Below are 21,326 nucleotides of genomic sequence, written 5' to 3' on the forward strand. Positions count from 1 at the left end.
TGAACGGATTGCATGCAAATGCGGTCTACCCCCTCGTCACTGTCAGCGCTGTCTAGCGATCAACAGGGTGTTGTTTTTGAGGGAGTGAAAACATGAGGAATCTGAAATTTGCGTGTCTTGTGTCGGCTTTTGCGCTGGCATCGACACCGGCTTTTGCGCAAGATGCGCAGGAAGCTGAAACGGGTGCAGTCGCCGATGGCGATATTGTCGTAACCGCCAACCGTACATCGTCGCTGCTGTCAAAGACGCCGATCGCGATGTCTGCCGTAGGCGGTGAAGATCTGATCGCTGCGGGCATCACGAACCCGACCCAGCTTGAAGAAACGATCCCTAACCTTTCGATCGTGCGCGGCAACGGGCTGCAGATCACGATTCGCGGTGTGACCAGCACCGACGGCACCGAAAAGGGCGATCCTTCGGCCGCGTTCATGGTCAACGGCATCTATCTTGCCCGCCCGCAGGCGCAGGAAGTGTCGTTCTTCGATATTGAGCGCATCGAAGTGCTGCGCGGTCCGCAGGGCACGCTCTATGGCCGCAACTCCACTGCAGGCGTGGTCAACATCCTGACCGCCCAGCCCAAGTTTGAATTCGGCGCGCGCGCCGACGTGGTCTATGGCAATTTCAACGCGCTGAACGGCACCGTGGTGCTGAACGTGCCTGCAAGTGACACGCTGGCATTCCGCGTTGCTGCGAACATCGACCAGCGTGACAACTACATCATCGATGGCGCGCCGAACGACAACGCCACGCTCGACAAGTTCAAGAACAACAAGTCGGTCCGCCTGTCCGCCCTGTGGAAGCCGACCCCCGATCTCAGCCTGCTGGTGATGGGCGATTACAGCTCGGTCAAGGGTAACCCGACCAACGGCGTTTCACCTGCGAACTTCTACAGCAACATTGCCAGCGGTGTGCGGCCCACATTCAACGCGCCTATCTATCGCAGCCTCGATCCGGATGTTGCCCGCGTCCTCAGCATTCCGCAGGCCCAGCAGGGCTTCCGCGACAACGAGGAAAAGGGCGTGATGGCCGAGCTCAACTATACGATGGGCAACGTCACCCTGACCTATCTCGGGTCGTACCGCGAATCCGAACGTCGCGAATTCGCAAACTCTGCCAACGGCCTGTTCTCGAACGATTTCATCGGCAGCTACTGGCAGACCTCGCAGGAAGTCCGCCTTGCATACGGCGGTGACGGCCCGCTGCAGGCGCAGATCGGCGGTTACTACTTCAAGGAAAAGTCGGGCATCGCCTTCTTCCTCAACAACCTGCTTGGCGCCAACACCCGCTTCGGCTTCCCGCAGGATCCGACCATTGCCGAAAACAAGTCGGCCTTCGGTCAGGTCACTTATGAGGTTGCAGAAAACCTGCGCGTCACCGGCGGCATCCGCTATTCGCATGACCTCAAATCGCGCATCGGCCAGACCGTCGTCGATTTCTATGACCGTATCGGCAATTCCTACAGCGTCGGCAACTTCATCCGCCGTCAGGTGAACCAGGTCAACAACGCCGAACGCACGTTCAGCGAGCTGACATGGCGCGCAGGTGTCGATTACGACAGCCCGCTGGGTCTCGTCTTCGCCTCGGTTTCGACCGGCTACAAGGCGGGCGGCTTCAACGATGGCTGCGAAATCGGCACGGCAACGAACTGCAACCTGCCCGCAGGCGCGCTGTACTATGATCCGGAAACGCTGACCGCCTATGAAGCGGGCTTCAAGTTCCGCTTCAGCCCGGCCTTCCGCCTGAACGGTACTGTGTTCCACTATGACTATCAGGGTCTGCAGCTTTCGCAGCTGTCCGACATCTGCGGTGGTCCTTGCCAGGTCACGACCAACGCCGCCAAGGCCAAGATCGATGGCGTTGAGCTTGATGCCACGCTCCAGCCGGTTGATCGCTTTGCCATTCGGCTTGCACTTAACTGGCTCGATGCGCGGTATGACCAGTTCCTGCCTAACCCGGCGATCAACTTCGCAGGTCGTCCGCTGAACCGCAGCCCCAAGTGGAGCTGGATTGCTGGCATGAACTACACCCTGCCGATTGGCGAAGGCCGCATGGTGTTTGATGCTCAGACGTCGTCGCGCAGCCGCTTTGAAGTGACCGATCTGGCCAACTTCGCCTACTTCTACCAGCCAGCGGCCACCAAGACCGACATGTCGGTGACCTACAACGCACCGGACGATCGTTTCTACATCGCCGGGTTCGTTGAAAACCTGGAAAACAATCTGGTCGTCACTGGTGCCACTACCGGCCTGTTCGGTTCTGTGACTTTCGCTGATCCGCGCACCTACGGTGTGCGCGCCGGCTTCAAGTTCTGATCAAAACTCCCTCGCCAACCTTGCGCAGATGATCTTCGCAGGGTTGGCAAACGGGCGGGCGGAACCATCACGGTCCCGCCCGCCTTTTTTGTGGGCAGTGCCGATTGCGCATGCCCCTTGGCAAAGTGTTAATTGTTCGGTTAAACCCCTTGCAAAGCTACCCGGCTGACTGCGAGAGGAACCACATTGTTCGATGGCCTGACGCTTGCCTCCCTGCCTGACGCGGCAGAGGCTGTGCGCCCGAAAATTCGCGCATTCCTTGCCGACCACATGGCGGGCATCGCAGCTGATACGCGCGCAAGATCATGGCAAGGCTTCGACGCCGCCTTCAGCCGCAAACTGGGCGCGGAGGGATTCCTCGGCCTCACCCTGCCGGTGGAATATGGCGGACAGGGCCTCGGCCCATTCGCGCGCTTCGTGGTGGTGGAAGAACTGCTGAGTGCAGGTGCCCCCGTGGCCGCGCACTGGATCGCCGACCGGCAAAGCGCGCCCTTGCTGCTGCACTATGGCACCGAAGGGCAGAGACAGCGGCACATTCCCGCGATCTGCCGGGGTGAACAGGTGTTCTGCATCGGCATGAGCGAGCCGGGGTCCGGGTCAGACCTTGCCAGCGTGCGCACCCGGGCTGATCGCAATGCCGATGGCTGGCTGCTCAATGGCCAGAAAATCTGGACCACCAACGCGCACTATGCCGACTACATGATCGCACTGGTCCGCACATCGGGCACCGGCGCAGACCGGCAGGCCGGCCTTTCGCAACTGATCGTCGATCTGCACGCCCCCGGTGTCACCATCCGCCCGATCACTGATCTGACCGGAGACGCCCACTTTGCCGAGGTGTTCTTCGACAACGTGCAACTGGCCGACGATGCGCTGGTTGGGCAGGAGGGCGATGGCTGGGCGCAATGCACCGCCGAACTGGCGTTCGAACGGTCCGGGCCGGAACGCATCTATTCCAGCGTGGTGCTGCTCGATGCATGGATCGCGCACTTGCAGGCGGTGGGGCGGCGTGATGCCGATGCGCTGGTCGGACGGCTCACGGCAGAGCTTGCCACATTGCGCGCCATGTCCTTGGCCTGCACGGCACTGTTGACGGCGGGGGAAAGCCCGGTGGTCGAAGCTTCCATCGTCAAGGATCGCGGCACCGGCTTTGAACAGGAATTGGCCGTGGTGATCGGCGATGATCTGGCCGCCCACCCGGACGAACCGGTGAGCGCGGAACTGTGGCGGACGCTGGCTTACGTCACGCACATCGCGCCCAGCTTTTCGCTGCGCGGCGGCACGCGGGAGATCCTGCGGGGCATTATTGCACGCGGGATGGGGCTGCGCTGATGACCACTGAACTGCTGGAACCCTTCGTGCGCATGCTTGATGAAATCGCTTCGCCCGCCGCCGTGCGCGCAGTGGAGGCAGGCGGCGATTGGCAGGCGATGTGGGCTGCCATCGCGGCTTCAGGATTCCTCGATGCGCTGGTTGGCGAAGACCAAGGCGGTTCAGGGCTGACGCTCGCCCAAGTAGAACCGCTGTTGCAAGCGTTGGGCGCAAGCGCCGTTCCGCTGCCGGTGGGTGAAACGATGATCGCCCGCGCGCTTCTTGCCCATGCAGGCATCGCCGCGCCCGCAGGACCGGTCGTGCTGGCCGCCACGCAAGGCCAGCCGGTTCCCTGCGCTCTGGTGGCGAACCATGCTCTGGTCGATACCGGCGCGGCGCTGGCGGTCACCCCGCTTTCCGAAATGGAAGTGACCGCAACCGGGGTTCACGGCTCGCTGGCGGCGGTGCTGTCAGGCCCGGCGCAAAGCCTTGCTCTCCCGCGCCCCGGCAATGGCCTGCGCTCCATTGCCGCCGTCCTGCGCGCGTGCCTGATCGCAGGCGCAGCGGCGCGTGTGTGCGATATGGCGGCGGCCCACGCGGCGCAGCGCGTGCAGTTCGGCAAACCCATCGGCAAACAGCAGGCCCTGCAGCAGATGCTCAGCGTGATGGCCGAGGATATGGTCGCCTGCCGCATCGCGGCGCAACTGGGCTGTGCCGGTGGCCTTGATCCCGCTTTGACCCACGTCGCAACAGCCAAAATCACCACATCTGCCGCCGCGCCGCGTCTCGCGGCAAGCGCTCACGCCGTGCACGGTGCCATCGGCATTGCCGAAGAGTTTGACCTTCAACTCCTCACCCGCCGCCTGCACGAATGGCGTCTGGCCGATGGTTCGGAAGGCTATTGGTCACGGCAGCTTGGCGCAGAACGGCTTGGCGCGCCAATGTCGTCGATGGACTTTGCGCGAACGCCCTAAACGATCTGCACAACCTTGATCGGCCCATGTTCCGAAGCGTTTTCCAGCGGTGTCTCCAGACAATCGCGGAACGTTTCCAGCCACCACATCACGTCGCGTTGGCGCACGTCTTCGATCATCGCTTTCCAGCGCGCCTTGCGTTCGGACAGCGGCATGATCAGCGCGCGTTGCAGCGCGTCCGAAAGTTCCTCGGCGCTATAAGGGTTGACCAGCAGCGCATCGGGCATCTGCTCAGCCGCCCCGGCAAAGCGGGACAGGATCAGCACGCCGGGGTCTTCCGGGTCTTGCGCCGCAACATATTCCTTGGCCACAAGGTTCATCCCGTCGCGCAAGGGCGTGACAAGGCCGATCTTCGCCGCGCGGTAGACGCCCGCCAATTCGTCACGCGCATAGCCTTGGTTGACATAGCGTATCGGTACCCAATCGAGTGCTGCGTGCGCGCCGTTGATGCGGCCAGCGAGGCCTTCGAGGGTCGAGCGAATGCGCTGGTAGCTTTCCACCGCGCCACGTGATGGCGGCGCAATCTGCAGCAGGACCACGCCGTTGCGCTCTTCGGGATTCTCCGCAAGAAAGCGTTCATAGCCAAGGAAGCGCTCTTCCAGCCCTTTGGAATAGTCGAGCCGGTCCACGCCCACGATCAGCGAACGACCGACCAGACTCGCCCGGACCTTCTCATATGTGCGCCGCGCAGTGTTGCTCCGGGCCATCTCCTCAAAGGCGCGCGTATCGATCCCGATGGGGCAGGCGACCAGCCGCGCGGTGCGCCCGTTGCAATGCGCCACGCCATCTGCGTCCACCGTCGCGCCCATTTCCGCCTTCACGAAATCGACAAAGGAATCGAGCCATTCCTGCGTGTGGAACCCGATCACGTCATAGGCGAACATCGTTTCCACCAGCGCGGCGGCTTCGGGCAGGGTGGCCAGCAGGCGGCGCGGGGGCCAGGGGATGTGCAGGAAAAAGCCGATGCGGTTTGCAATGCCCCGATTGCGCAATTCGCGGCCCAGCGGGATCATGTGGTAATCCTGCACCCACACCACATCGTCCGGCTCGATCAGCGGCAGCACGGTTTCGGCAAAGCGCGCATTGGCGCGTTCATAGCCCCCGGCAAAGCTGCGTTCGTATTCGGCCAGATCGATGCGATAGTGGAACAGCGGCCACAACGTGCGGTTGGCGTAGCCGTTGTAGTATTCCTCAACGTCCTGCTCTTCCAGATCGACCGTGGCGGTGGCCACGCCATCGGTGCGCTGGAAATTGATGTGGCCGGTGAACTGTTCGGTCACCTCGCCAGACCAGCCGAACCAGATCCCGCCATTGGCGCGAAGCGCCGCGGATAGTGCCACCGCCAGCCCGCCCTGCGCGCCGCCGCCCGCGCTGACGCGGTTCGATATGACGATCAGGCGGCTCATCTTACCGATGTCCACGGACGGCTGAGCAGCCCGGCGCAGTTGATGATTCCGACCAACGAGTAGGTCTGCGGGAAGTTGCCCCATAGCTCGCCGGTTACGGGGTCAATGTCTTCGGAAAGGAGACCGGATTTCGTGCGTCGCATCAGCATTTCCTCAAACAGTGCGCGTGCTTCGTCAGACCGTCCGGTCAGGTGAAGCGCTTCGATCAACCAGAAGGTGCAGACATTGAAGGCCGTCTGCGGGAGCCCAAAATCGTCCTCGGTGGCATAGCGCAACATGTGCGAGCCACGCCGCAAGCCTTCCTCGATGGCCGAGAGGGTGGAAAGAAAGCGCGGATCGTCGGGCGCCAGAAAGCGCAAGTCGAGCAGTTGCAGCACGCTGGCGTCCAGATCGTCGCCCGAGAATGTGGCCGAAAGCCGCTGCGTCTCCTCGCGCCATGCCGAAGTTTCGATCAGCGTGCGGATTTCGGCAGCACGTCCGTTCCACAGGTCTGCGCGGTCGGTCAGCCCCAGCGTGCCCGCGATATTGCCGAGCCGGTCACAAGCAGCCCAGCACATGGCCGCCGAATAAGTGTGGACCGATTGCCGCGTGCGCAGTTCCCACAGGCCAGCGTCGGCCTGATCACGGCTCGCCCACGCTCGCTCGCCCACCTTTTCCAGCGCCTCGAAATCCTCGTGCCCGGCCAGCCGGAACAGGCGCTGGTCAAAGAACGCCTGCGCGCTCGACAGCACGATCTGGCCATAGGCGTCGTGCTGGATCTGTTCATAGGCCTGATTGCCCACGCGCACCGGCCCCATGCCGCGATAGCCGGGTAGGTCAGGCGCAAAGCCCTCTTCCAGCCGCGCCTCGCCCAGCACGCCATAAAGCGGCTGGATGTGGCCACCCTTGGCCCCGTCGACGATGTTGCGCAGATACGAAAGGTAGCCTTCCAGCACATCCAGCGCGCCCAGCCGGTTCAGCGCCTGGACGGTGTAATAGGCATCGCGGATCCAGCAGTAGCGGTAGTCCCAGTTGCGTTCAGACCCGGCATGTTCGGGGATTGATGTCGTCAGCGCCGCCACGATCGCGCCCGTCTCGGCATGCTGGCACAGGCGCAACGTGATGGCGGACCGGATCACCGCGTCCTGCCATTCGAGCGGGATGGCAAGGCCACGGACCCACCCGCGCCATTCCACGCAGGTGCGCTCCAGCATGTCGTCCACGGTGCGCCCGATATTGCCGGAAAAGCTCTCGTCCGGGCCGAGGTAGAAGTGCAGCGGGCGCTCCAGCCGGAACGTGCGTTCTTCGGCGACCATGCCCACCGGCGCGGTGGTCGTCAGCCGCATGGTCATGGCCGGGCCGGGGTAGCGGATGTGGCTGGTGCCGCCGACCACGCCGGGGGAGGGAGCGCCCCAATCGCGCGTGGCGCGCAGCCGCACCGTGATGCGCGGCGATCCGCTGACCGGGCGGACGATGCGGGCATAGGACACCGGGCGGAACGTGCGCCCGGAATGGCCATAGAACGGGCAGAAGTCGGTCACTTCAATGGCGTTGCCGTGGTCATCCTCGTGCCGCGTCACAAGGATCGGCGTATTGCGCAGATAGCGCTGCTGCGTGCGCACCACGCCATCCAGAGCAATGTCCCAGAAACCCGCCTCGGGCGTTTCTCCGCCCACCAGCGCGCTGAACAGCGGGTCACCGTCCACACGCGGCACACAGGCCCAGACAAACCGCCCGGCCTCGTCCACCAACGCCGAAACGTGGCAATTGCCGATGGGCCACAGTTCCATGCCCGCGCTCATGTGTCGAGCACCCCGTCCAGCCACGCCAGCACATGCTGAACGCCCTCCAGCCGGTAGCGCGCGGACGTCTGGCGTAGCGGCCCCACCAGCACGCCCCATCCGCCATGCGCGGCAGCGGCTGCAAAGCCCGGCTCGTCGGTCAGATCATCGCCCAGCATGATGGGCACGGTGCCGGCAAAGGGCGGCGTATCAAGGATCCGCGCCACGGCGCTGCCCTTGTCGCCGCCGGGTGCGCGCAGTTCGACCATCATCTTGCCGGGCTGCAAATGCAGGCCATGCGCAGTGGCCAGTTCCTCGGCCAGCGCAAGACTCCACCCTTCAAGATGGGGCGCCATGCGATAGTGCAGCGCCACGCCCAATGGCTTGCGTTCCACCAGCACGCCTTCATGCGCGGCGGCATATTGGGTCAATGCATCGCCTGCTTCACCAAGCGCTGCTGGCGCTTCGGGAATTTCGGTCGTGCCATCGGGAAAGTGGATTTCCTGACCGTGGCTTCCGGCAATGCCCAGATAGGACATCCCGAGCTTTTCGCGCACGAAGCCCGCATCGCGCCCGGTGACGATCGCCAGCCTGCCTTCCAGCCTTGCACACAACGCCGCTACCAGCGCCCGCACCCGGTCCGTCACCTGCACCGCATCGGGCCGGTCGATCAGATCGACCAGCGTTCCATCAAAGTCGAGGAACAGGCTGGCCCGTGCGGGCAGGCGGGAAGGCGGCAGATCAAGAGCACGTTCGATGACGGCATGGGGGCCTTGCGGGTCCAATGCGGATTCCAATGATAGCTGGCTGATGCTTTCCCAACGTCAGCCAGCCCCGCAAGTTCCCCCTTTTGTGCCGCAGCGCAGCATAAAACGCCGCCGTCTACCCTTTAGAAGTCTATCGAAGCACTCGCCCGGAAGGTGCGCGGTTGCCCCTGCAACAGCGCTGCCGAGAACACGTCAAACGCGGATGCCCAGTACCGCTTGTTCGCCACATTATCCACGCCCGCGCGCAGCGTAAGCGGCTTTCCGCCAGTGATAAGCACATAGCGCGCACCCAGATCGAACCGCGTCCAGTCGGGGATTTCCAGCGTATTGGCCACATTTACCGCCTGCTTGCCGGTGTGGACCACGCGGCCCGTCAGCGTGAAGCCGGTGGACGGAATATCCCATTCCACACCCGCATTGCCGGTCCATTCAGGCACGCCCACCGCGCGGTTGCCCTGGTTGGCCCCGCCCAGCGTGCGGCGCAGCTTGGCATCGATCACCGATGCACCGCCGATGAAGCGCAATCCGTCCACCGGCTCGCCATTCAGCGTGAATTCCACGCCCTCGTTGCGCTGCAATCCGTTGAGGCCAAACCGCACGCGCCCATCGCCCGTCCCGGCATCGACCGAATAGGCCACCGGCAGATCGATGCGGAATACCGAAAGCCCCGCCTCAAACCGGCCAAGCCGCAGCTTGCCGCCCACTTCATACTGCTTTGACCGGATCGGCCCGAACACTTCGCCCGCATTGACTACCAGCGCGTCAACCGGCGCGCTTGGCCCCTGCTGCAAGGCTTCCACGCGGTTGGCGAACAACGACAGGCCGGGCACCGGCTTCACCACAAGGCCGATCACTGGCGTCACCGCGGATTCGCGATAAGTTCCGTCCAGAAGGCCGCCGTTGTAGGCGTTGTAGCTTTTGACCTCGATGTCCTGCAACCGCAGCCCGCCGGTCAGCAGCACACGATCCCCGAACAGGCCCACCGTGTCAGACGCAAAGGCGGAAAGCAGACGCGTGCGGCTGATCGGGAACGGATTGTCCAGATCGCCACCAACGAACGCCGATGCCGGGATCGCCGCTTCGGGCGCGTCATAGATGTTCGTCGCAAACCCGGCAAAACCCGGTCCATACAGGAAATCGAACGCATTGCGGTTCACCTGCCACACCGCGCTGCCGCCGAAATTGATCTCCTGCGTGATCGCATTGCCCAGCTTGACGGTGAAGCCCGCTTCGACCGCTTCGTTGTTGTCGGTGCGCGGCACATAAAGCCCGTTGCCATTGGCCGCGCCGGTCGCCGCATCCAGCACGGTGACCCCGCCATAAATGCCCTGTTCGCTGCCATCGCGCGCGCCGCCGCTGATGTGGAACATGGCGTTGTCGCCAAAGTCCTGTTCAAACCGCAGCACGCCAAACACGTCGCGCAGATCGGTATAGCTCCACGGCTGGGAATAGTTGGCCGAAGCCCCCGGCACGGCGGGGATCGTGGTCGTGCCAATCGTCACCTTGGGGCGAAGGCCGTCCACCTCGACGCGCTGGTATCCAAGATCAAGGAACAGGCGCGTGTTATCATCGCGCCAGTCAAACGCCGCGCCCACCACGGCAGTGCGGCGGAACTCGCCATCGGTCGCCACATCGCCGCTGCGGAACGCCGCGTTCAGCCGCACACCCACCGCGCCATCATCGCCAAAGCGGCGCGAAACATCAAAGCTGCCGCCGAAGTTCGCGTCCGAGATATAGCCCACGGTCACGCGGTTCAGCGCATCATCGCCCGCGCGCTTCAACTGCAGATTCACTGCGCCGCCGATGGACGTCCCGCCCGGTGCAGCGCCGTTCAGAAATGCCGAAGCCCCGTTCAGCACTTCGACTGACTGGAACAGTTCCGGCGCGATCAACTGGCGCGGGGCGATCCCATAAAGGCCGTTCAGCCCCACATCATCGCCATAAAGCGCAAAGCCACGGATCACGAACTGCTCCGCCGCATTGCCAAAGCCATAGCTGGTGCGGACGGTCGGGTCGTTCTCCAGCACCTGCCCCAGCGTCTGCGGCTGCTGGTTGAGGATCAGCGCTTCGTTATAGGCGCGGATGGTGAAGGGCACGTCCTCGGCCTTCTTGCGCCCCAGCGCGCCCAGGTCGCCTTCGCCCATGACTTGCGTGGCGTTCAGCGCCTTGGCCACCACCACGATGTCGTCCATGTCCTCGGCCGAGACATCTTGCGCAAAGGCTGGCGTGGTCAGAACGGGGATGAAGGCAGCAGCCGCGAGCAGAGTAAAGCGATTCATCGTCTTCAGGCTTTCAGTCAGGATGCGCGCCGGGTGCGGCAACGCCAATGGTTCAGGAAAAGGAGGCACGGCAGCGCCAGCAGCACCACCGAAACAACATCGCGCCAGCCATCGCCGGTCAGGCCCAGCACCAGCCCGGCCAGCGCGAGTGCCGCCAGCAACAGCGGCAGGGCAAGGATCGTGCGGGTGGGTTGCGGGCGCAGGCGGCTCATCGGCGTTTCCCAAGCCACAGTACCAGCCCGGTCCACAGCACCCACAGCGTCGCCAATGTCAGCGCCGCCCACACCAGCTTCAGCGCCAGTCCGCCGTAATCGCCAAAGTGCAGCGGTTTGGACAGCATCAGCGCCTGCATCGTGGCGGGCATCGGGCGCACGTCGATCAACGCACCACTCTCCGCATCTACCAGTGCGGGCGTCAGCAGGTGGCTGGTCAGTGGCGTGTCGCCTTGAAAAAAGATCGCATAGTGCCGCGCCGAGGACCACGCGCCGCCCGGAAAGCCGATGAACTGCGGCATCTGCCCCGGCAGAGCGGCCTGCGCGCGCGCCATTGCGGTGTCGATGGAGCCATAGTCCGCAGGGGCCAGCGCGGTCTGGCCATCCTGCCCCGCCACCATGCTCTGCAATTCCCCGGTCCGCCACGCGGCGGTCAGCGGATCGGCAAAGGCGTTGATCGCGCCGGTCAGCCCGATCACCAGCGTCCAGCCCAGCGCCAGCACGCCCAGCAGGTTGTGCTGATCCAGATTGCGCACCCGCGCAGACCGGTCATGCCGCAACGTGCCGAATGCGAGGCGGCGCATGAACGGCACATACAGCACCACGCCGCTTATCAGCGCCACCACGAACAGCACCGCCATCGCCCCCAGAAACAGCATTCCCGGCAGACCCAGCAGCAGATCGGTGTGAAGCTGCAACAGGAAGTCCATCACCCCGCCCTGCGCCACTTCGCCCACCGCAGTGCCGGTGGCGCGGTCATAGGAGAACAGCCGCATTTCGGCCTCTGGCGCATCAGGGCGCGGGCCAACGGTCACGGTAATCAGTGGATTGTCGGGCGAAAAGCCGATGAACAGCGGCACACCCGGATTGCCTGCTGCTTTGGCGTAATCGGTCAAAGCCGCGCCAACGATGCGGTCCAGCGGCTGCCCGGTCCGTGCAGAAGCCGCGCCTTGCAACGCTGTGTCGCCTGAAAGACCTTCGATCTCGTCGTGAAAAATCAGCGGTAATCCGGTCAGGCACAGCATGAACAGAGCCAGTGTGCAGACAAGGCTGCTCCACTTGTGGACCCATGCTACCGCCGTGATCGCTCGATTGCGCATCGCCGCGCCTTAGGAATGCGAACCCGAATCGTCAATGCGAATAACTTGCATTAGCGTTTTACCGTCCGGTCAGCGCAGCTGTTTTCAGCCATTGTCATCGCTGTCGTGCGCATAAGCGCATCAGATGTGTGAAACACCGCACATTGCAATCGGCCCAATCCGGATATTCAACCCTTGCGACCCGAAGGGCTTTGCAACCGCAAAGTTCTTTCAACTTCAGGGGGCGGCGTTCATTCGCCGTCCCCCTTTTTTATTGACCAAACGTGTCGGCACCATTGCGGCAACGTTATTTGGCCTTTCCCCGGCCCATTGTTTTGGTCAGGTGCGGATTGCGCGGTTTAGGCCGAAGTCGCCTGAACGAAATCAAATGAAGGGACCGAGGATCGTGACGATCAGCAGCGAAGCACTGGAAGTTGCCGCACGGGTTGAGGCATTCGTGCGCGGCACGGTCTTCGCCTATGAGCAGGATCCCCGCCGCGATCACCACGGCGCGCCGACCGACGAACTCGTCATGGAACTGCGTGAACTGGCGCGCGCAGCGGGCGTGCTCACCCCGCACATCCGCAACGATGGCGGGCACTTCAACCAGCGCGAAACCGCCGTCATCCTCATCAAATCGGGCCTTACCCCGCTGGGCATGCTGGCCTGCAACACGCAGGCCCCGGATGAGGGCAACATGTACCTGATCGGCAAGGTCGGCAGTGCGGACCTGAAAGCCCGCTTCCTCGAACCCCTCGTCTCGGGCCGCGCACGCTCGGCCTTTTTCATGACCGAACCGGCGGAATTGCAGGGCGCGGGCGCGGACCCCTCCATGATGATCACCACTTGCCGCAAGGACGGCAACCACTGGGTGGTCAACGGCAAAAAGTGCTTCATCACCGGGGCCGAAGGGGCGAAAGTCGGCATCGTCATGGCCAAATCGGAAGACCCGGACAGCAAAGGCGGGGCCTGCATGTTCCTGGTCGATCTGCCCGATCCTGCCATCCGCATCACGCGCGTTCCCAACACCATCGACAGCTCGATGCCCGGCAGCCACGCCGAAATCGACATCACGGACCTTCGCATCCCCGCCGACCAGATGCTGGGCGATGCGGGGGAGGGCTTCAAATATGCGCAGATCCGCCTTTCTCCCGCACGCCTGTCGCACTGCATGCGCTGGCTGGGCGGCTGCATCCGCGCGCAGGAGATTGCGGTAGATTACGCCAACCGCCGCATGGCCTTCGGCAAGACGCTGATCGATCACGAAGGCGTCGGCTTCATGCTGGCCGAGAACATGATCGATCTGCAGCAGTGCGAACTGATGATCGATTGGTGCGCAGGCGTGCTCGATACCGGATCGCTCGGCACGGTGGAAAGCTCGATGACCAAGGTTGCCGTGTCCGAAGCGCTGATGCGTGTGGCCGACAAATGCGTGCAGGTGCTGGGCGGCACGGGCGTGACCGACAAGACTATCGTGGAAACAATGTTCCGTGAAATCAGGGCCTTCCGCATCTATGACGGTCCCACCGAAGTCCACAAATGGAGCCTCGCCAAGAAGCTGCGCCGCGATTGGAAAGCCGCGCAATGACCGGACTGGCCGACGCCAACACCGGCGCGGGAAAGGTGCGCGTCGCGTTTGACGAAGCGGCGCTAGAGCGTTGGCTGGTGGCCAATGTCGAAGGTTTTGCCGGTCCTCTCACAGTCGAGCAATTCAACGGCGGCCAGTCCAACCCCACCTACCGCCTGACCACCCCCACCGCCCGCTACGTCCTGCGCCGCAAACCGCCCGGCCCCTTGCTCAAAGGCGCGCACGACGTGCTGCGCGAGGCGCGCGTGCAGACCGCGCTCTACGGCACAGACGTCCCCATCGCCCGCATTTACGGGACGTGTGAGGACGAAAGCGTGATTGGCAGCGCGTTCTATGTGATGGACATGGTCGAAGGCCGCGTGATCTGGGACGCCTCGTTCAGCGAAGTGCCCAAGGACGAGCGCGCCGCCTATTTTGACGAGATGAACCGCGTGATCGCGGCGCTGCATTCGGTGGACCACGTGGCCGTCGGCCTTGGCGAATTTGGCCGCCCCGGCAATTACTTCGCCCGGCAGATCGGCCGCTGGTCAAAGCAATATCTGGAAGATGACCTTGCCGGCCGCTTGCCGGATATGGACGCACTGGTGGAATGGTTGCCTACCGCCATTCCCGAAGGCGATGAAACCACTGTCGTCCACGGCGATTTTCGCTGCGATAACATGATCTTCCACCCGACCGAACCGCGCGTGCTGGCGGTGCTGGATTGGGAACTCTCCACCCTCGGCCACCCGCTGGCGGACTTTGCCTATCACGCGATGATGTACCGCATGCCCGGCGATATCGTGGCGGGCCTTGGCGGGGCGGACCCGGTGCCACTCGGCCTGCCGACGGAAGCGGAATATATCGCCGCTTACTGCCAGCGGACAGGGCGGACGGAGATTGCCAACTGGGACTTCTACCTCGCCTTCAACTTCTTCCGCCTCGCCGCGATCTTTCACGGGATCAAGGGACGGGTGCTGCGCGGCACGGCTTCCAACGCGCAGGCCAAGGAACGCGCCGAGGCGCTGCCAAGGCTTGCCGCATTGGCGTGTCAGGCCATGGAAAGCTGCCGTTTGGGGTGAGTTAAGGGCGCTTAGGTGCAGTTAGGTGCATCTAGGTGCTGTTCAGAAACGCCCTTGCAGTTGCGCCCCCGCCCAGTTGCTATAAGGCGCGTGCATGGCCCGCAAGCACCCCAAACACGGTCGTTTTGACGACACTCCCGAGATCGATGACGAGGCTCCGGTCCAGGTTGTCCCCTGCTGGCTGTGCGGGCGGCCCACCGGATCGACCATCGTGTGGCACCATCCCGTGCCGAAAAGCCGGGGCGGGCGCGATGTGGTTCCGATGCACGGCATCTGCCAGCAGACCCTGACGGTGAACTTCACCAACGCCGAACTGCAGCGCTATGGCATGGACGTGGAAGGGCTGCTGGCCAACCCCGCCGTGCGCAAGTTCGTGGATTGGGTGGCCAACAAAGACCCCGATTTTACCGCCACCATCGCCAAGAAGCAGCGCTGAACCTTACAGCCTCAACTGATCGCGGTCTGCCAGCGCGGCCACCAGTTCGGCTTGCGCGGCGGCATGGCGATAGTTCGCGTCGATTTCACGGACGGTGGCGTCGGCCAGCGATTCCTCGCGCAGGTTGACGAGCAGGAAGTCGCTTGCTCCCAACGTGAAGCGCCGACGTTCCGCCTCGGCCATGCGGCGGGCAAGGGCAGCTTCGGCGGTGGCAAGGCCTGCCAGCTTTTCCGCGCCGGAAACTTGCGTGCGCAAATTGGCGATTTCCACGCCGATCTGCTCTTCCAGAAAGCGCAGCCGAACGGCTAGCGCATCCTGCTCTGCCGCCACTTCGGCAATGCGCCCTTTGGCGGCGCGCTGTTCCAACGGGACTGAAAAGCGCACACCCACTGCACCTTCCAAAGGGCGGCGTACCGGCGATCCGGGGCCGAAATCCTTGGACGCTTCGGCCCGCACATCAAGCCGGGGCTTCAATTCGTTCTCGGCCAGGCGGGCACGGATTCCGGCCTGTTCTATGCGGGTGACCAGCGCCTGCAAATCGGGTCGTGCGGAAATCGCGCTGTTCTGATCCATCAGTCGCGGCGATACCCCATCCACCAGTCGCACCGGCAGGCGCTCTGCCGATGGGACGATGGGTTGGCCCAGACCATCGCGCAAAAACAGGGACAGCGCATTGGCCTGCAACTGGAGGTTCTGTTCCCACTGCACCATCAACGATTTGCGGCGCATGATGTTCTGTTGATTTTCAACGCTGAGAATGGCCGGGCGCGCGCCCAGCGTGATCTGCTTCTCGATCGAATCCTGCCGTGCTTCGGCCAGTTCGAACAGTTCGCGGTAGATCCGCAAGCGCAGGCCTGCCGCTACCCAAAGCTGATAGGCCTCAATCGCGCGGCGCTGCACACCGATGGCAACAAGATCGCGGTCAAGATCGGCCAGTTCGATATCGGCCTGCGCAATCTCCCGCCGCCCGCGACGCTCATCAATCAGGCGGTCCCGCAACAGCGAGAACACTGCACCGGCCTTGAGTTCACCCAGTTGGTTGGTGATCTGTTTGCCGTCATAGCTGGCGAAGCTGCCAGTCGAGATGCGATAGCCACCATAGACCTGCCCACCATTGTTCTGGAACGGGCGATAGGCCGAAACCTCGGCGCTGGAGCCGTCGTAGTACCCCAGCGGGCGGGCGTTGGCTTCGGCGTTGAACACAAGGTCGAACTGGCCTTCGACCGTCAGCGCGCGGGCATCGGCCTGTCGCTGGCGCGCCATCGCCTCAAGGATCTGCGGTGCATGAGTGGCCGAGGATTCGAGGACATCGGCCAGCGTCAATTCACGCGCGGCGGGCGCGGTTGCAGCCGGCCTTTCTTGCGCCGCCAAGTGCGCGGGCGCACCTGCCAGCACGAGGGTCAGCGCCAGCATCGCCCCTTGGGGCAAAGAGCGGATCATTTCTCGTCCTCGCTCCCGCCGTATTCGCTGTCGTAACCGCCCGATTTGCCACCCTTGGACTTGCCTGCCGCTTTGTCGGACAGGGCCTTGGCGGCTGTGCCCTTGCGCGGGCCGGGATCGATTGGGGTCGGGAATTCGAGCGGGAAATCATTGAGCTGGCGCCACAGTTCATAACCGATGGTGACGGTTTCCATCTGGACCCAGCCGCGCACTTTGGAGCCGAGGCGGATGTAGTTCTGATCCGGCCAGCCGGGCTTTCCGGGCATCGGTTCCACCAGCACGCGGAACAGCCCGCTGGTCTGCGCCGAAGGATCGATGGTCAGCACGCGGCCATCGAACATGCCCTGTGCCACCGATGGCCAGCCGCTGAACTGGATGGCGGGCCAGCCTTCGAAGTGCAGGCGCACGGGCTGCCCCTTGCGCACCAGCGCCACATCGCGGCCATCGAGCAGCAGTTCGACCACGCGCTGGGCGTTATCGGGCGCAAGCGTTGCCAGCATGTCCCCGGCGCTGACCAGCGTGGCCCCGGCGGCGGTGTTGAGCGACTGGATGCGGCCATCGTGCGGGGCGCGCACCAACTGTGCCGACTGGCGGCCCAGCGCAATGTCTACCTTGCTGAGCTTGGCGCGGGTTTCGGCCAGCTTGGCGTTGAGTTCGGCGACCTTGATCTGCGCGCCTTCAAAATCGCGCCGTGCGGCAAGGCCTTCGGCATAGAGTTGCGAATAGCGGTTCACGTCCAGACGTGCGGTGGCCATCGCCTGATCGGCGGCGGCAATCTGTGCGATGACCTGTTCCCGCTCTGCGCCAAGGCGGACCAGCAGATCGGGGTCATTATCGATGATGCGGGCGATCGGATCGCCTTTCTTCACCTGCTGCCCATCGACCACGTACCACTTTTCCACGCGGCCCGGCACAAGCGCGGTGACCTGCTGCACGCGGTCTTCAGGGTTGAGCGCGATAACCTCACCCCGGCCAGGCGCGGTCTGCACCCAGTTGACGAAGAACAGCAGCACCAGCAGCAGCGGGATGCTGACCGCGATCATCCGCCCCAGCGCGCGCGTGGCACGCGGCACTTTCAGCGTGGTGAAAGTGTGGAATTCGCCAAGATCGTGGTGTCCGGCGCGGTTGGCGAGCGTCTTGTTACCCGAGGCCATTGCTCAACGCTCCCCCTTGGTATGCGGCAGGATTTCGGTGAGTTCGGTGGAGGCGTGCTGCGCTTCCTTGCCGATCCACAACCAGGAATCGCGATGCAAGCCATCGGGACGTTCGGTAAATTGCAGCACCGTGGTGCCGTGTTCGCGCAGCGCGCCCAGCACGCGATCAAGCCGGGCGGGCGGGATCATGTCATAAAGCGGGGACAGCATCAGCACGCGCGGACGGGCGAGGACCGCGCCTGCCAGCTTCAACGCCATCGTTTCACCCACCGAAAGCGGCCAGCCCGAACCGGACAGAATGGCATCAAGCCCGCCATCCAGCGAACCGATGCGCCGGTCCAGCCCGACCAGTTCCAGCGCTTCGATCATTGCTTCGGGGCGGCCCGGCGCGCTGAGGCCGAGATATTCGCGCACGGACATTTCCACGATGGTGGGCCGGTCCAGCACGATCACGTCTGAGCGCAGGCGGTACATATCGAATGTGCCAAGGTCTGCCCCGCCGACCGAAACGAAGCCGCTTTGCGGCACATCCAACCGTTTCAGCAGGGTGGCAAGGCAGCGTTCGACGCCGGGCGCGGCCAATACCCCCACTTGCGCGCCTGCGGGCACGGCAAAATCGAAGCGGTGCCCGGCGTGGTGCACATCGCGCAGGCGGATTGCGCCATCGGGCGGGCAGGGGTTGTCGGTCTCTACCGGCGCTTCCTGCGGGATTTCCCAGAACAGGTGCAGTTCTTCAAGGCTGGCCGATAGATCGTAGAATACTTCGAGATAGTGCCCGAGTTGGGCAATGCCATAGAACACGCTGGAAAGGATCAGTTCTGCGGCAACGAGTTGTCCGATGGACAGTTCGCCCTGCAGGATCAGCCAGCCACCCATCGCCAAAAGACCCGCGCTGGCAAAGGCATAGAGCAGCAGCAGCGCGATGGTCTGCCCGAAGGTTGCGCGGAAGTGACGGCGATGCGCGGCAACATAGCGGGCGGTCACGCCTTCGGACCGTTCGATCGCATAGGTCATGTGGCGGCTGGATTTGTAGATACCGTTGGAATTGCCGACCGTGCCCAGCCAATGGGCCGTTGCGTGCTTGGCGTGGCTTTTGACCACGGCGGTGGCGATGGAGGCATTGGCCCAGACCCGCCAGATCAGCAGCACGGTGAGCACCAGCACCAGATTGAAGGCGAGGAAGAACGGGTGGTAAAAGCTGGTCACGACAAGGCCGACGATGCTTTGCAGCACGATAGTGAAGCCGCCGATCAGCAGGCTAGTGAGCGATTTCTGGACCAGGCCCATGTCAAAGAAGCGGTTGAACAGATCACCGCGCCGCGAATCGACGAAGAACGGGTTCTGCGCGTGGACGGCACGCAGCGTGATCTCTCCCACCAGCCGGGCAAAGAAGCGGCGTTCGAACATGGCGAGCAGCTGGACGCGGAAGGCCATCAGCACGCCCGACAGCAGCAGCAGCGACAGCAGGATCGCCGCCAGAGTCAGCAGCGGGGCGGGCAGTGCCGTATTGGCGACCGAATTGATGAGCAACTGCACCGAAATCGGCGTGGCCAACGAAAGCAGCGATATGGCCACGCCATAGAGCAGTGCCAGCCGCACGAAGCCCGCATCCGGCCCAAGCACCTGCTTTGCCCAGCGCAGAAAATCGCGAAATCGCGGGGCGTTATGGCCCTGTGGTCCATTAGAAGCGGCATTGGGAGAAGCCATCGTTTATCGTAATTCCGTTTTTCGCAGTTGCAGCATAAATGGGGGGCGTTCAGTGTCTTTGTGGCAACCGTTTGTGAACTTTTTTTGCTGAAGCGCAAAGGGTGGGCCGTCCAGTATAGTTGCAAAAGCATGCGTTTTGGATGCTATCGGGAGCATCACGAGGGATTGCGCGTTCTATTCGGGTGGCGTCTGCGTTCAACTTTTGGCAAGTGCGAACAGGCGTGGGCGCAGCCGAAGCGCAACAGGTTGATTGGAACTATCTGAAATGCATGATGATCTTCAGCAGGCCGGACTTCAGCAGATAGGCGTGACGGTGTCCGAACTGATGGCCACCAGCGGCGTGCCCTTTGGCACCAGCGGCGTGCGCGGCCTTGCCAGCGCGATGAAGGATAAATTGTGCCACGCCTATGCCACGGCGTTTTTGCAATATCTGCGGCAGATCGGCGAATTTGCCGATGGCGGGCGCGTGGCGATTGCCGGGGATTTGCGCGAAAGCACCCCGCGCATCATCGCCGCCTGCGCCACGGCGGTGCGCGATTGCGGGGGTGAGGTGGTCTATTGCGGCATGGTGCCGACGCCTGCGTTGGCGCTTTACGCGATGTCTGGAAAGGGGGGGGGCAAGGCAATGCCCTCGATCATGGTTACGGGCAGCCACATTCCGGCGGACCGCAACGGCATCAAGTTCTATCGCCCGCATGGCGAAGTGCTGAAGAGCGACGAGGCGGGGATCGTGTCGCAGCGGGTGGCGATTGATCCGGCGCAGTTCGGCAATGATGACAGCCTGTTAGCGCCGGTTGCACTGCCCGAAGTGGTGGACGTGGTGCCCGCCTATATCGAACGCTATGTGCGGCACTTTGGCGCAGACGCGCTGTCCGGGCTGACCATCGGGGTCTATCAGCACACGGCGGTGGGCCGCGATGTGCTGGTGCAGGCGGTGGAGGCACTGGGCGCAAAGGCGGTGCCTTTCGGGCGTGAAACGGTGTTCGTGCCGGTGGATACCGAGGCGATCCGGGCTGAGGACATCGCGCTGGCGGCGGAATGGGCAGCGGCGAACAAAGTCGATGCGATCATTTCCACCGATGGCGATTCTGACCGGCCCCTGGTTTCTGACGCGCAAGGGGTGTGGCTGCGCGGCGATGTGGTGGGTCTGCTGTGTGCGCGGTCGGTTGGCGCGGATGTGGCGGTAACGCCGGTCAGTTCAAACACCGTGCTGGAATTGAGCGGGGCGGTGCCCAAGGTGGTGCGCACGCGCATCGGATCGCCCTATGTGATTGCGGCGATGATGGATGCGGCCAAGGCTGATCCGGCGGCCTGCGTCTGCGGGTATGAAGCGAATGGCGGGTTCCTGCTGGGCACGGACGTGGGCGATCTGGCGGCCTTGCCGACGCGCGATGCTTTCTTGCCGATCGTGGCGGTGGTGCAGGCGGCGCGGGAGCGTCCGATTGCCGATGTGGTGGCGGAACTGCCGCCGCGCTTTACCTTCAGCGACCGCGTGGCCGATTTTCCGCAGGCGCACAGCGCGGCATTGATTGCGCTGCTTTCAAGCGGGGCGCAGGACGAGCAACTGGCTCGGATCGCGCGGCTGTTTGGCGAGATTGCGGGTCTGCCGACCGGGATCGACACGACCGACGGTTATCGCATGAGCTTTGCCGATGGCGCGGTGATCCACTTCCGCCCTTCTGGCAATGCGCCCGAACTGCGCTGCTATACCGAGGCGGAAAGCGAGGCCAAAGCACGCGACCTCAATGCGCGGGCGCTTTCGCACGTGGTGGCCGATGTGGTGCCCGAAGCGGTCAGGGTCTAAAAGGCTGGTTGCCAAATTTGTATGCAACACATACAA

At 63.4% G+C, this 21,326-nt stretch carries 16 protein-coding genes; 7 read left to right on the plus strand and 9 right to left on the minus strand.

Annotation, left to right across the window (positions count from 1 at the left end; all coding sequences use genetic code 11):
- The first annotated feature begins 92 nt into the window (after positions 1-92).
- The 3 genes from Q8R81_RS01575 (at position 93) to Q8R81_RS01585 (ending at position 4,597) form a co-directional block, all read left to right on the plus strand.
- Entirely contained in the window at positions 93-2,312 is a 2,220-nt protein-coding gene (locus Q8R81_RS01575; protein WP_305615507.1) for a TonB-dependent receptor, read from the plus strand.
- Between the two features lie 186 nt (positions 2,313-2,498).
- On the plus strand, positions 2,499-3,644 hold the full coding sequence (locus Q8R81_RS01580) for an acyl-CoA dehydrogenase family protein (RefSeq protein WP_305615509.1): 1,146 nt from the start codon (positions 2,499-2,501) through the stop codon (positions 3,642-3,644).
- Positions 3,644-4,597, plus strand: coding sequence for an acyl-CoA dehydrogenase family protein (locus Q8R81_RS01585; protein ID WP_305615511.1), 954 nt, complete (start codon positions 3,644-3,646; stop codon positions 4,595-4,597). The genes Q8R81_RS01580 and Q8R81_RS01585 overlap by 1 nt, the downstream gene beginning before the upstream one ends.
- Here the strand turns inward: Q8R81_RS01585 and Q8R81_RS01590 are convergent.
- From Q8R81_RS01590 to Q8R81_RS01615, 6 genes are all read right to left on the minus strand, one after another.
- A complete protein-coding gene (locus Q8R81_RS01590) occupies positions 4,594-6,003 on the minus strand; it encodes a trehalose-6-phosphate synthase (protein WP_305615513.1) in 1,410 nt (469 codons plus the stop codon). The two genes, Q8R81_RS01585 and Q8R81_RS01590, sit on opposite strands and share 4 nt — an antisense overlap.
- Positions 6,000-7,784, minus strand: coding sequence for a glycoside hydrolase family 15 protein (locus Q8R81_RS01595; protein WP_305615514.1), 1,785 nt, complete (start codon positions 7,782-7,784; stop codon positions 6,000-6,002). The genes Q8R81_RS01590 and Q8R81_RS01595 overlap by 4 nt, the downstream gene beginning before the upstream one ends.
- Entirely contained in the window at positions 7,781-8,548 is a 768-nt protein-coding gene (gene otsB, locus Q8R81_RS01600) for a trehalose-phosphatase (protein WP_305615516.1), read from the minus strand. Before otsB ends, Q8R81_RS01595 begins: the two co-directional genes overlap by 4 nt.
- A gap of 104 nt (positions 8,549-8,652) precedes the next feature.
- On the minus strand, positions 8,653-10,809 hold the full coding sequence (locus Q8R81_RS01605; RefSeq protein ID WP_305615519.1) for a TonB-dependent siderophore receptor: 2,157 nt from the start codon (positions 10,807-10,809) through the stop codon (positions 8,653-8,655).
- 17 nt (positions 10,810-10,826) lie between these two features.
- Positions 10,827-11,021 (minus strand): hypothetical protein, encoded by a 195-nt coding sequence (locus tag Q8R81_RS01610; RefSeq protein ID WP_305615521.1) that lies wholly within the window; start codon positions 11,019-11,021, stop codon positions 10,827-10,829.
- Positions 11,018-12,121, minus strand: coding sequence for a PepSY domain-containing protein (locus Q8R81_RS01615; protein ID WP_305615523.1), 1,104 nt, complete (start codon positions 12,119-12,121; stop codon positions 11,018-11,020). The genes Q8R81_RS01610 and Q8R81_RS01615 overlap by 4 nt, the downstream gene beginning before the upstream one ends.
- 385 nt (positions 12,122-12,506) lie before the next feature.
- Here Q8R81_RS01615 and Q8R81_RS01620 point away from each other — a divergent pair, with 385 nt between their 5' ends.
- The 3 genes from Q8R81_RS01620 to Q8R81_RS01630 all read left to right on the plus strand — a co-directional run bounded on the left by Q8R81_RS01620 (position 12,507) and on the right by Q8R81_RS01630 (position 15,185).
- Entirely contained in the window at positions 12,507-13,688 is a 1,182-nt protein-coding gene (locus Q8R81_RS01620; RefSeq protein ID WP_371135282.1) for an acyl-CoA dehydrogenase family protein, read from the plus strand.
- A complete protein-coding gene (locus tag Q8R81_RS01625; protein WP_305615527.1) occupies positions 13,685-14,749 on the plus strand; it encodes a phosphotransferase family protein in 1,065 nt (354 codons plus the stop codon). The genes Q8R81_RS01620 and Q8R81_RS01625 overlap by 4 nt, the downstream gene beginning before the upstream one ends.
- 94 nt (positions 14,750-14,843) lie before the next feature.
- The gene (locus Q8R81_RS01630; RefSeq protein WP_305615529.1) at positions 14,844-15,185 is read left to right on the plus strand and encodes a hypothetical protein; all 342 of its coding nucleotides are present in this window, start codon (positions 14,844-14,846) and stop codon (positions 15,183-15,185) included.
- 3 nt (positions 15,186-15,188) lie between these two features.
- On the opposite strand, the gene Q8R81_RS01635 is transcribed toward Q8R81_RS01630, so the two are convergent.
- Genes Q8R81_RS01635 through Q8R81_RS01645 form a run of 3 tightly spaced genes read right to left on the minus strand, consistent with a single transcriptional unit; the run spans position 15,189 to position 19,486 of the window.
- Positions 15,189-16,625 (minus strand): TolC family protein, encoded by a 1,437-nt coding sequence (locus Q8R81_RS01635; protein ID WP_305615531.1) that lies wholly within the window; start codon positions 16,623-16,625, stop codon positions 15,189-15,191.
- Positions 16,622-17,779, minus strand: coding sequence for an efflux RND transporter periplasmic adaptor subunit (locus Q8R81_RS01640; RefSeq protein ID WP_371135283.1), 1,158 nt, complete (start codon positions 17,777-17,779; stop codon positions 16,622-16,624). Before Q8R81_RS01640 ends, Q8R81_RS01635 begins: the two co-directional genes overlap by 4 nt.
- A 3-nt stretch (positions 17,780-17,782) precedes the next feature.
- A complete protein-coding gene (locus Q8R81_RS01645; RefSeq protein ID WP_305615533.1) occupies positions 17,783-19,486 on the minus strand; it encodes an ABC transporter transmembrane domain-containing protein in 1,704 nt (567 codons plus the stop codon).
- Positions 19,487-19,751: 265 nt separating this feature from the next.
- Here Q8R81_RS01645 and Q8R81_RS01650 point away from each other — a divergent pair, with 265 nt between their 5' ends.
- Positions 19,752-21,290 (plus strand): phosphomannomutase, encoded by a 1,539-nt coding sequence (locus Q8R81_RS01650; RefSeq protein ID WP_305615535.1) that lies wholly within the window; start codon positions 19,752-19,754, stop codon positions 21,288-21,290.
- The last annotated feature ends 36 nt before the right edge of the window (positions 21,291-21,326 follow it).

The organism is Novosphingobium sp. (assembly GCF_030696665.1).
In the GTDB taxonomy this organism is placed as follows: Bacteria; Pseudomonadota; Alphaproteobacteria; order Sphingomonadales; family Sphingomonadaceae; genus Novosphingobium.

What these genes read in the sequence shown, in the direction of transcription:
- Q8R81_RS01625 (WP_305615527.1), top strand. Translation starts at nt 13,685, where the DNA reads ATGACCGGACTGGCCGACGCCAACACCGGCGCGGGAAAGGTGCGCGTC.
- Q8R81_RS01575 (WP_305615507.1), top strand. Translation starts at nt 93, where the DNA reads ATGAGGAATCTGAAATTTGCGTGTCTTGTGTCGGCTTTTGCGCTGGCA.
- Q8R81_RS01645 (WP_305615533.1), bottom strand. Translation starts at nt 19,486, where the DNA reads ATGGCTTCTCCCAATGCCGCTTCTAATGGACCACAGGGCCATAACGCC.
- Q8R81_RS01585 (WP_305615511.1), top strand. Translation starts at nt 3,644, where the DNA reads ATGACCACTGAACTGCTGGAACCCTTCGTGCGCATGCTTGATGAAATC.
- Q8R81_RS01650 (WP_305615535.1), top strand. Translation starts at nt 19,752, where the DNA reads ATGCATGATGATCTTCAGCAGGCCGGACTTCAGCAGATAGGCGTGACG.
- Q8R81_RS01610 (WP_305615521.1), bottom strand. Translation starts at nt 11,021, where the DNA reads ATGAGCCGCCTGCGCCCGCAACCCACCCGCACGATCCTTGCCCTGCCG.
- Q8R81_RS01640 (WP_371135283.1), bottom strand. Translation starts at nt 17,779, where the DNA reads ATGGCCTCGGGTAACAAGACGCTCGCCAACCGCGCCGGACACCACGAT.
- Q8R81_RS01595 (WP_305615514.1), bottom strand. Translation starts at nt 7,784, where the DNA reads ATGAGCGCGGGCATGGAACTGTGGCCCATCGGCAATTGCCACGTTTCG.
- Q8R81_RS01615 (WP_305615523.1), bottom strand. Translation starts at nt 12,121, where the DNA reads ATGCGCAATCGAGCGATCACGGCGGTAGCATGGGTCCACAAGTGGAGC.
- Q8R81_RS01605 (WP_305615519.1), bottom strand. Translation starts at nt 10,809, where the DNA reads ATGAATCGCTTTACTCTGCTCGCGGCTGCTGCCTTCATCCCCGTTCTG.
- Q8R81_RS01630 (WP_305615529.1), top strand. Translation starts at nt 14,844, where the DNA reads ATGGCCCGCAAGCACCCCAAACACGGTCGTTTTGACGACACTCCCGAG.
- Q8R81_RS01590 (WP_305615513.1), bottom strand. Translation starts at nt 6,003, where the DNA reads ATGAGCCGCCTGATCGTCATATCGAACCGCGTCAGCGCGGGCGGCGGC.
- Q8R81_RS01635 (WP_305615531.1), bottom strand. Translation starts at nt 16,625, where the DNA reads ATGATCCGCTCTTTGCCCCAAGGGGCGATGCTGGCGCTGACCCTCGTG.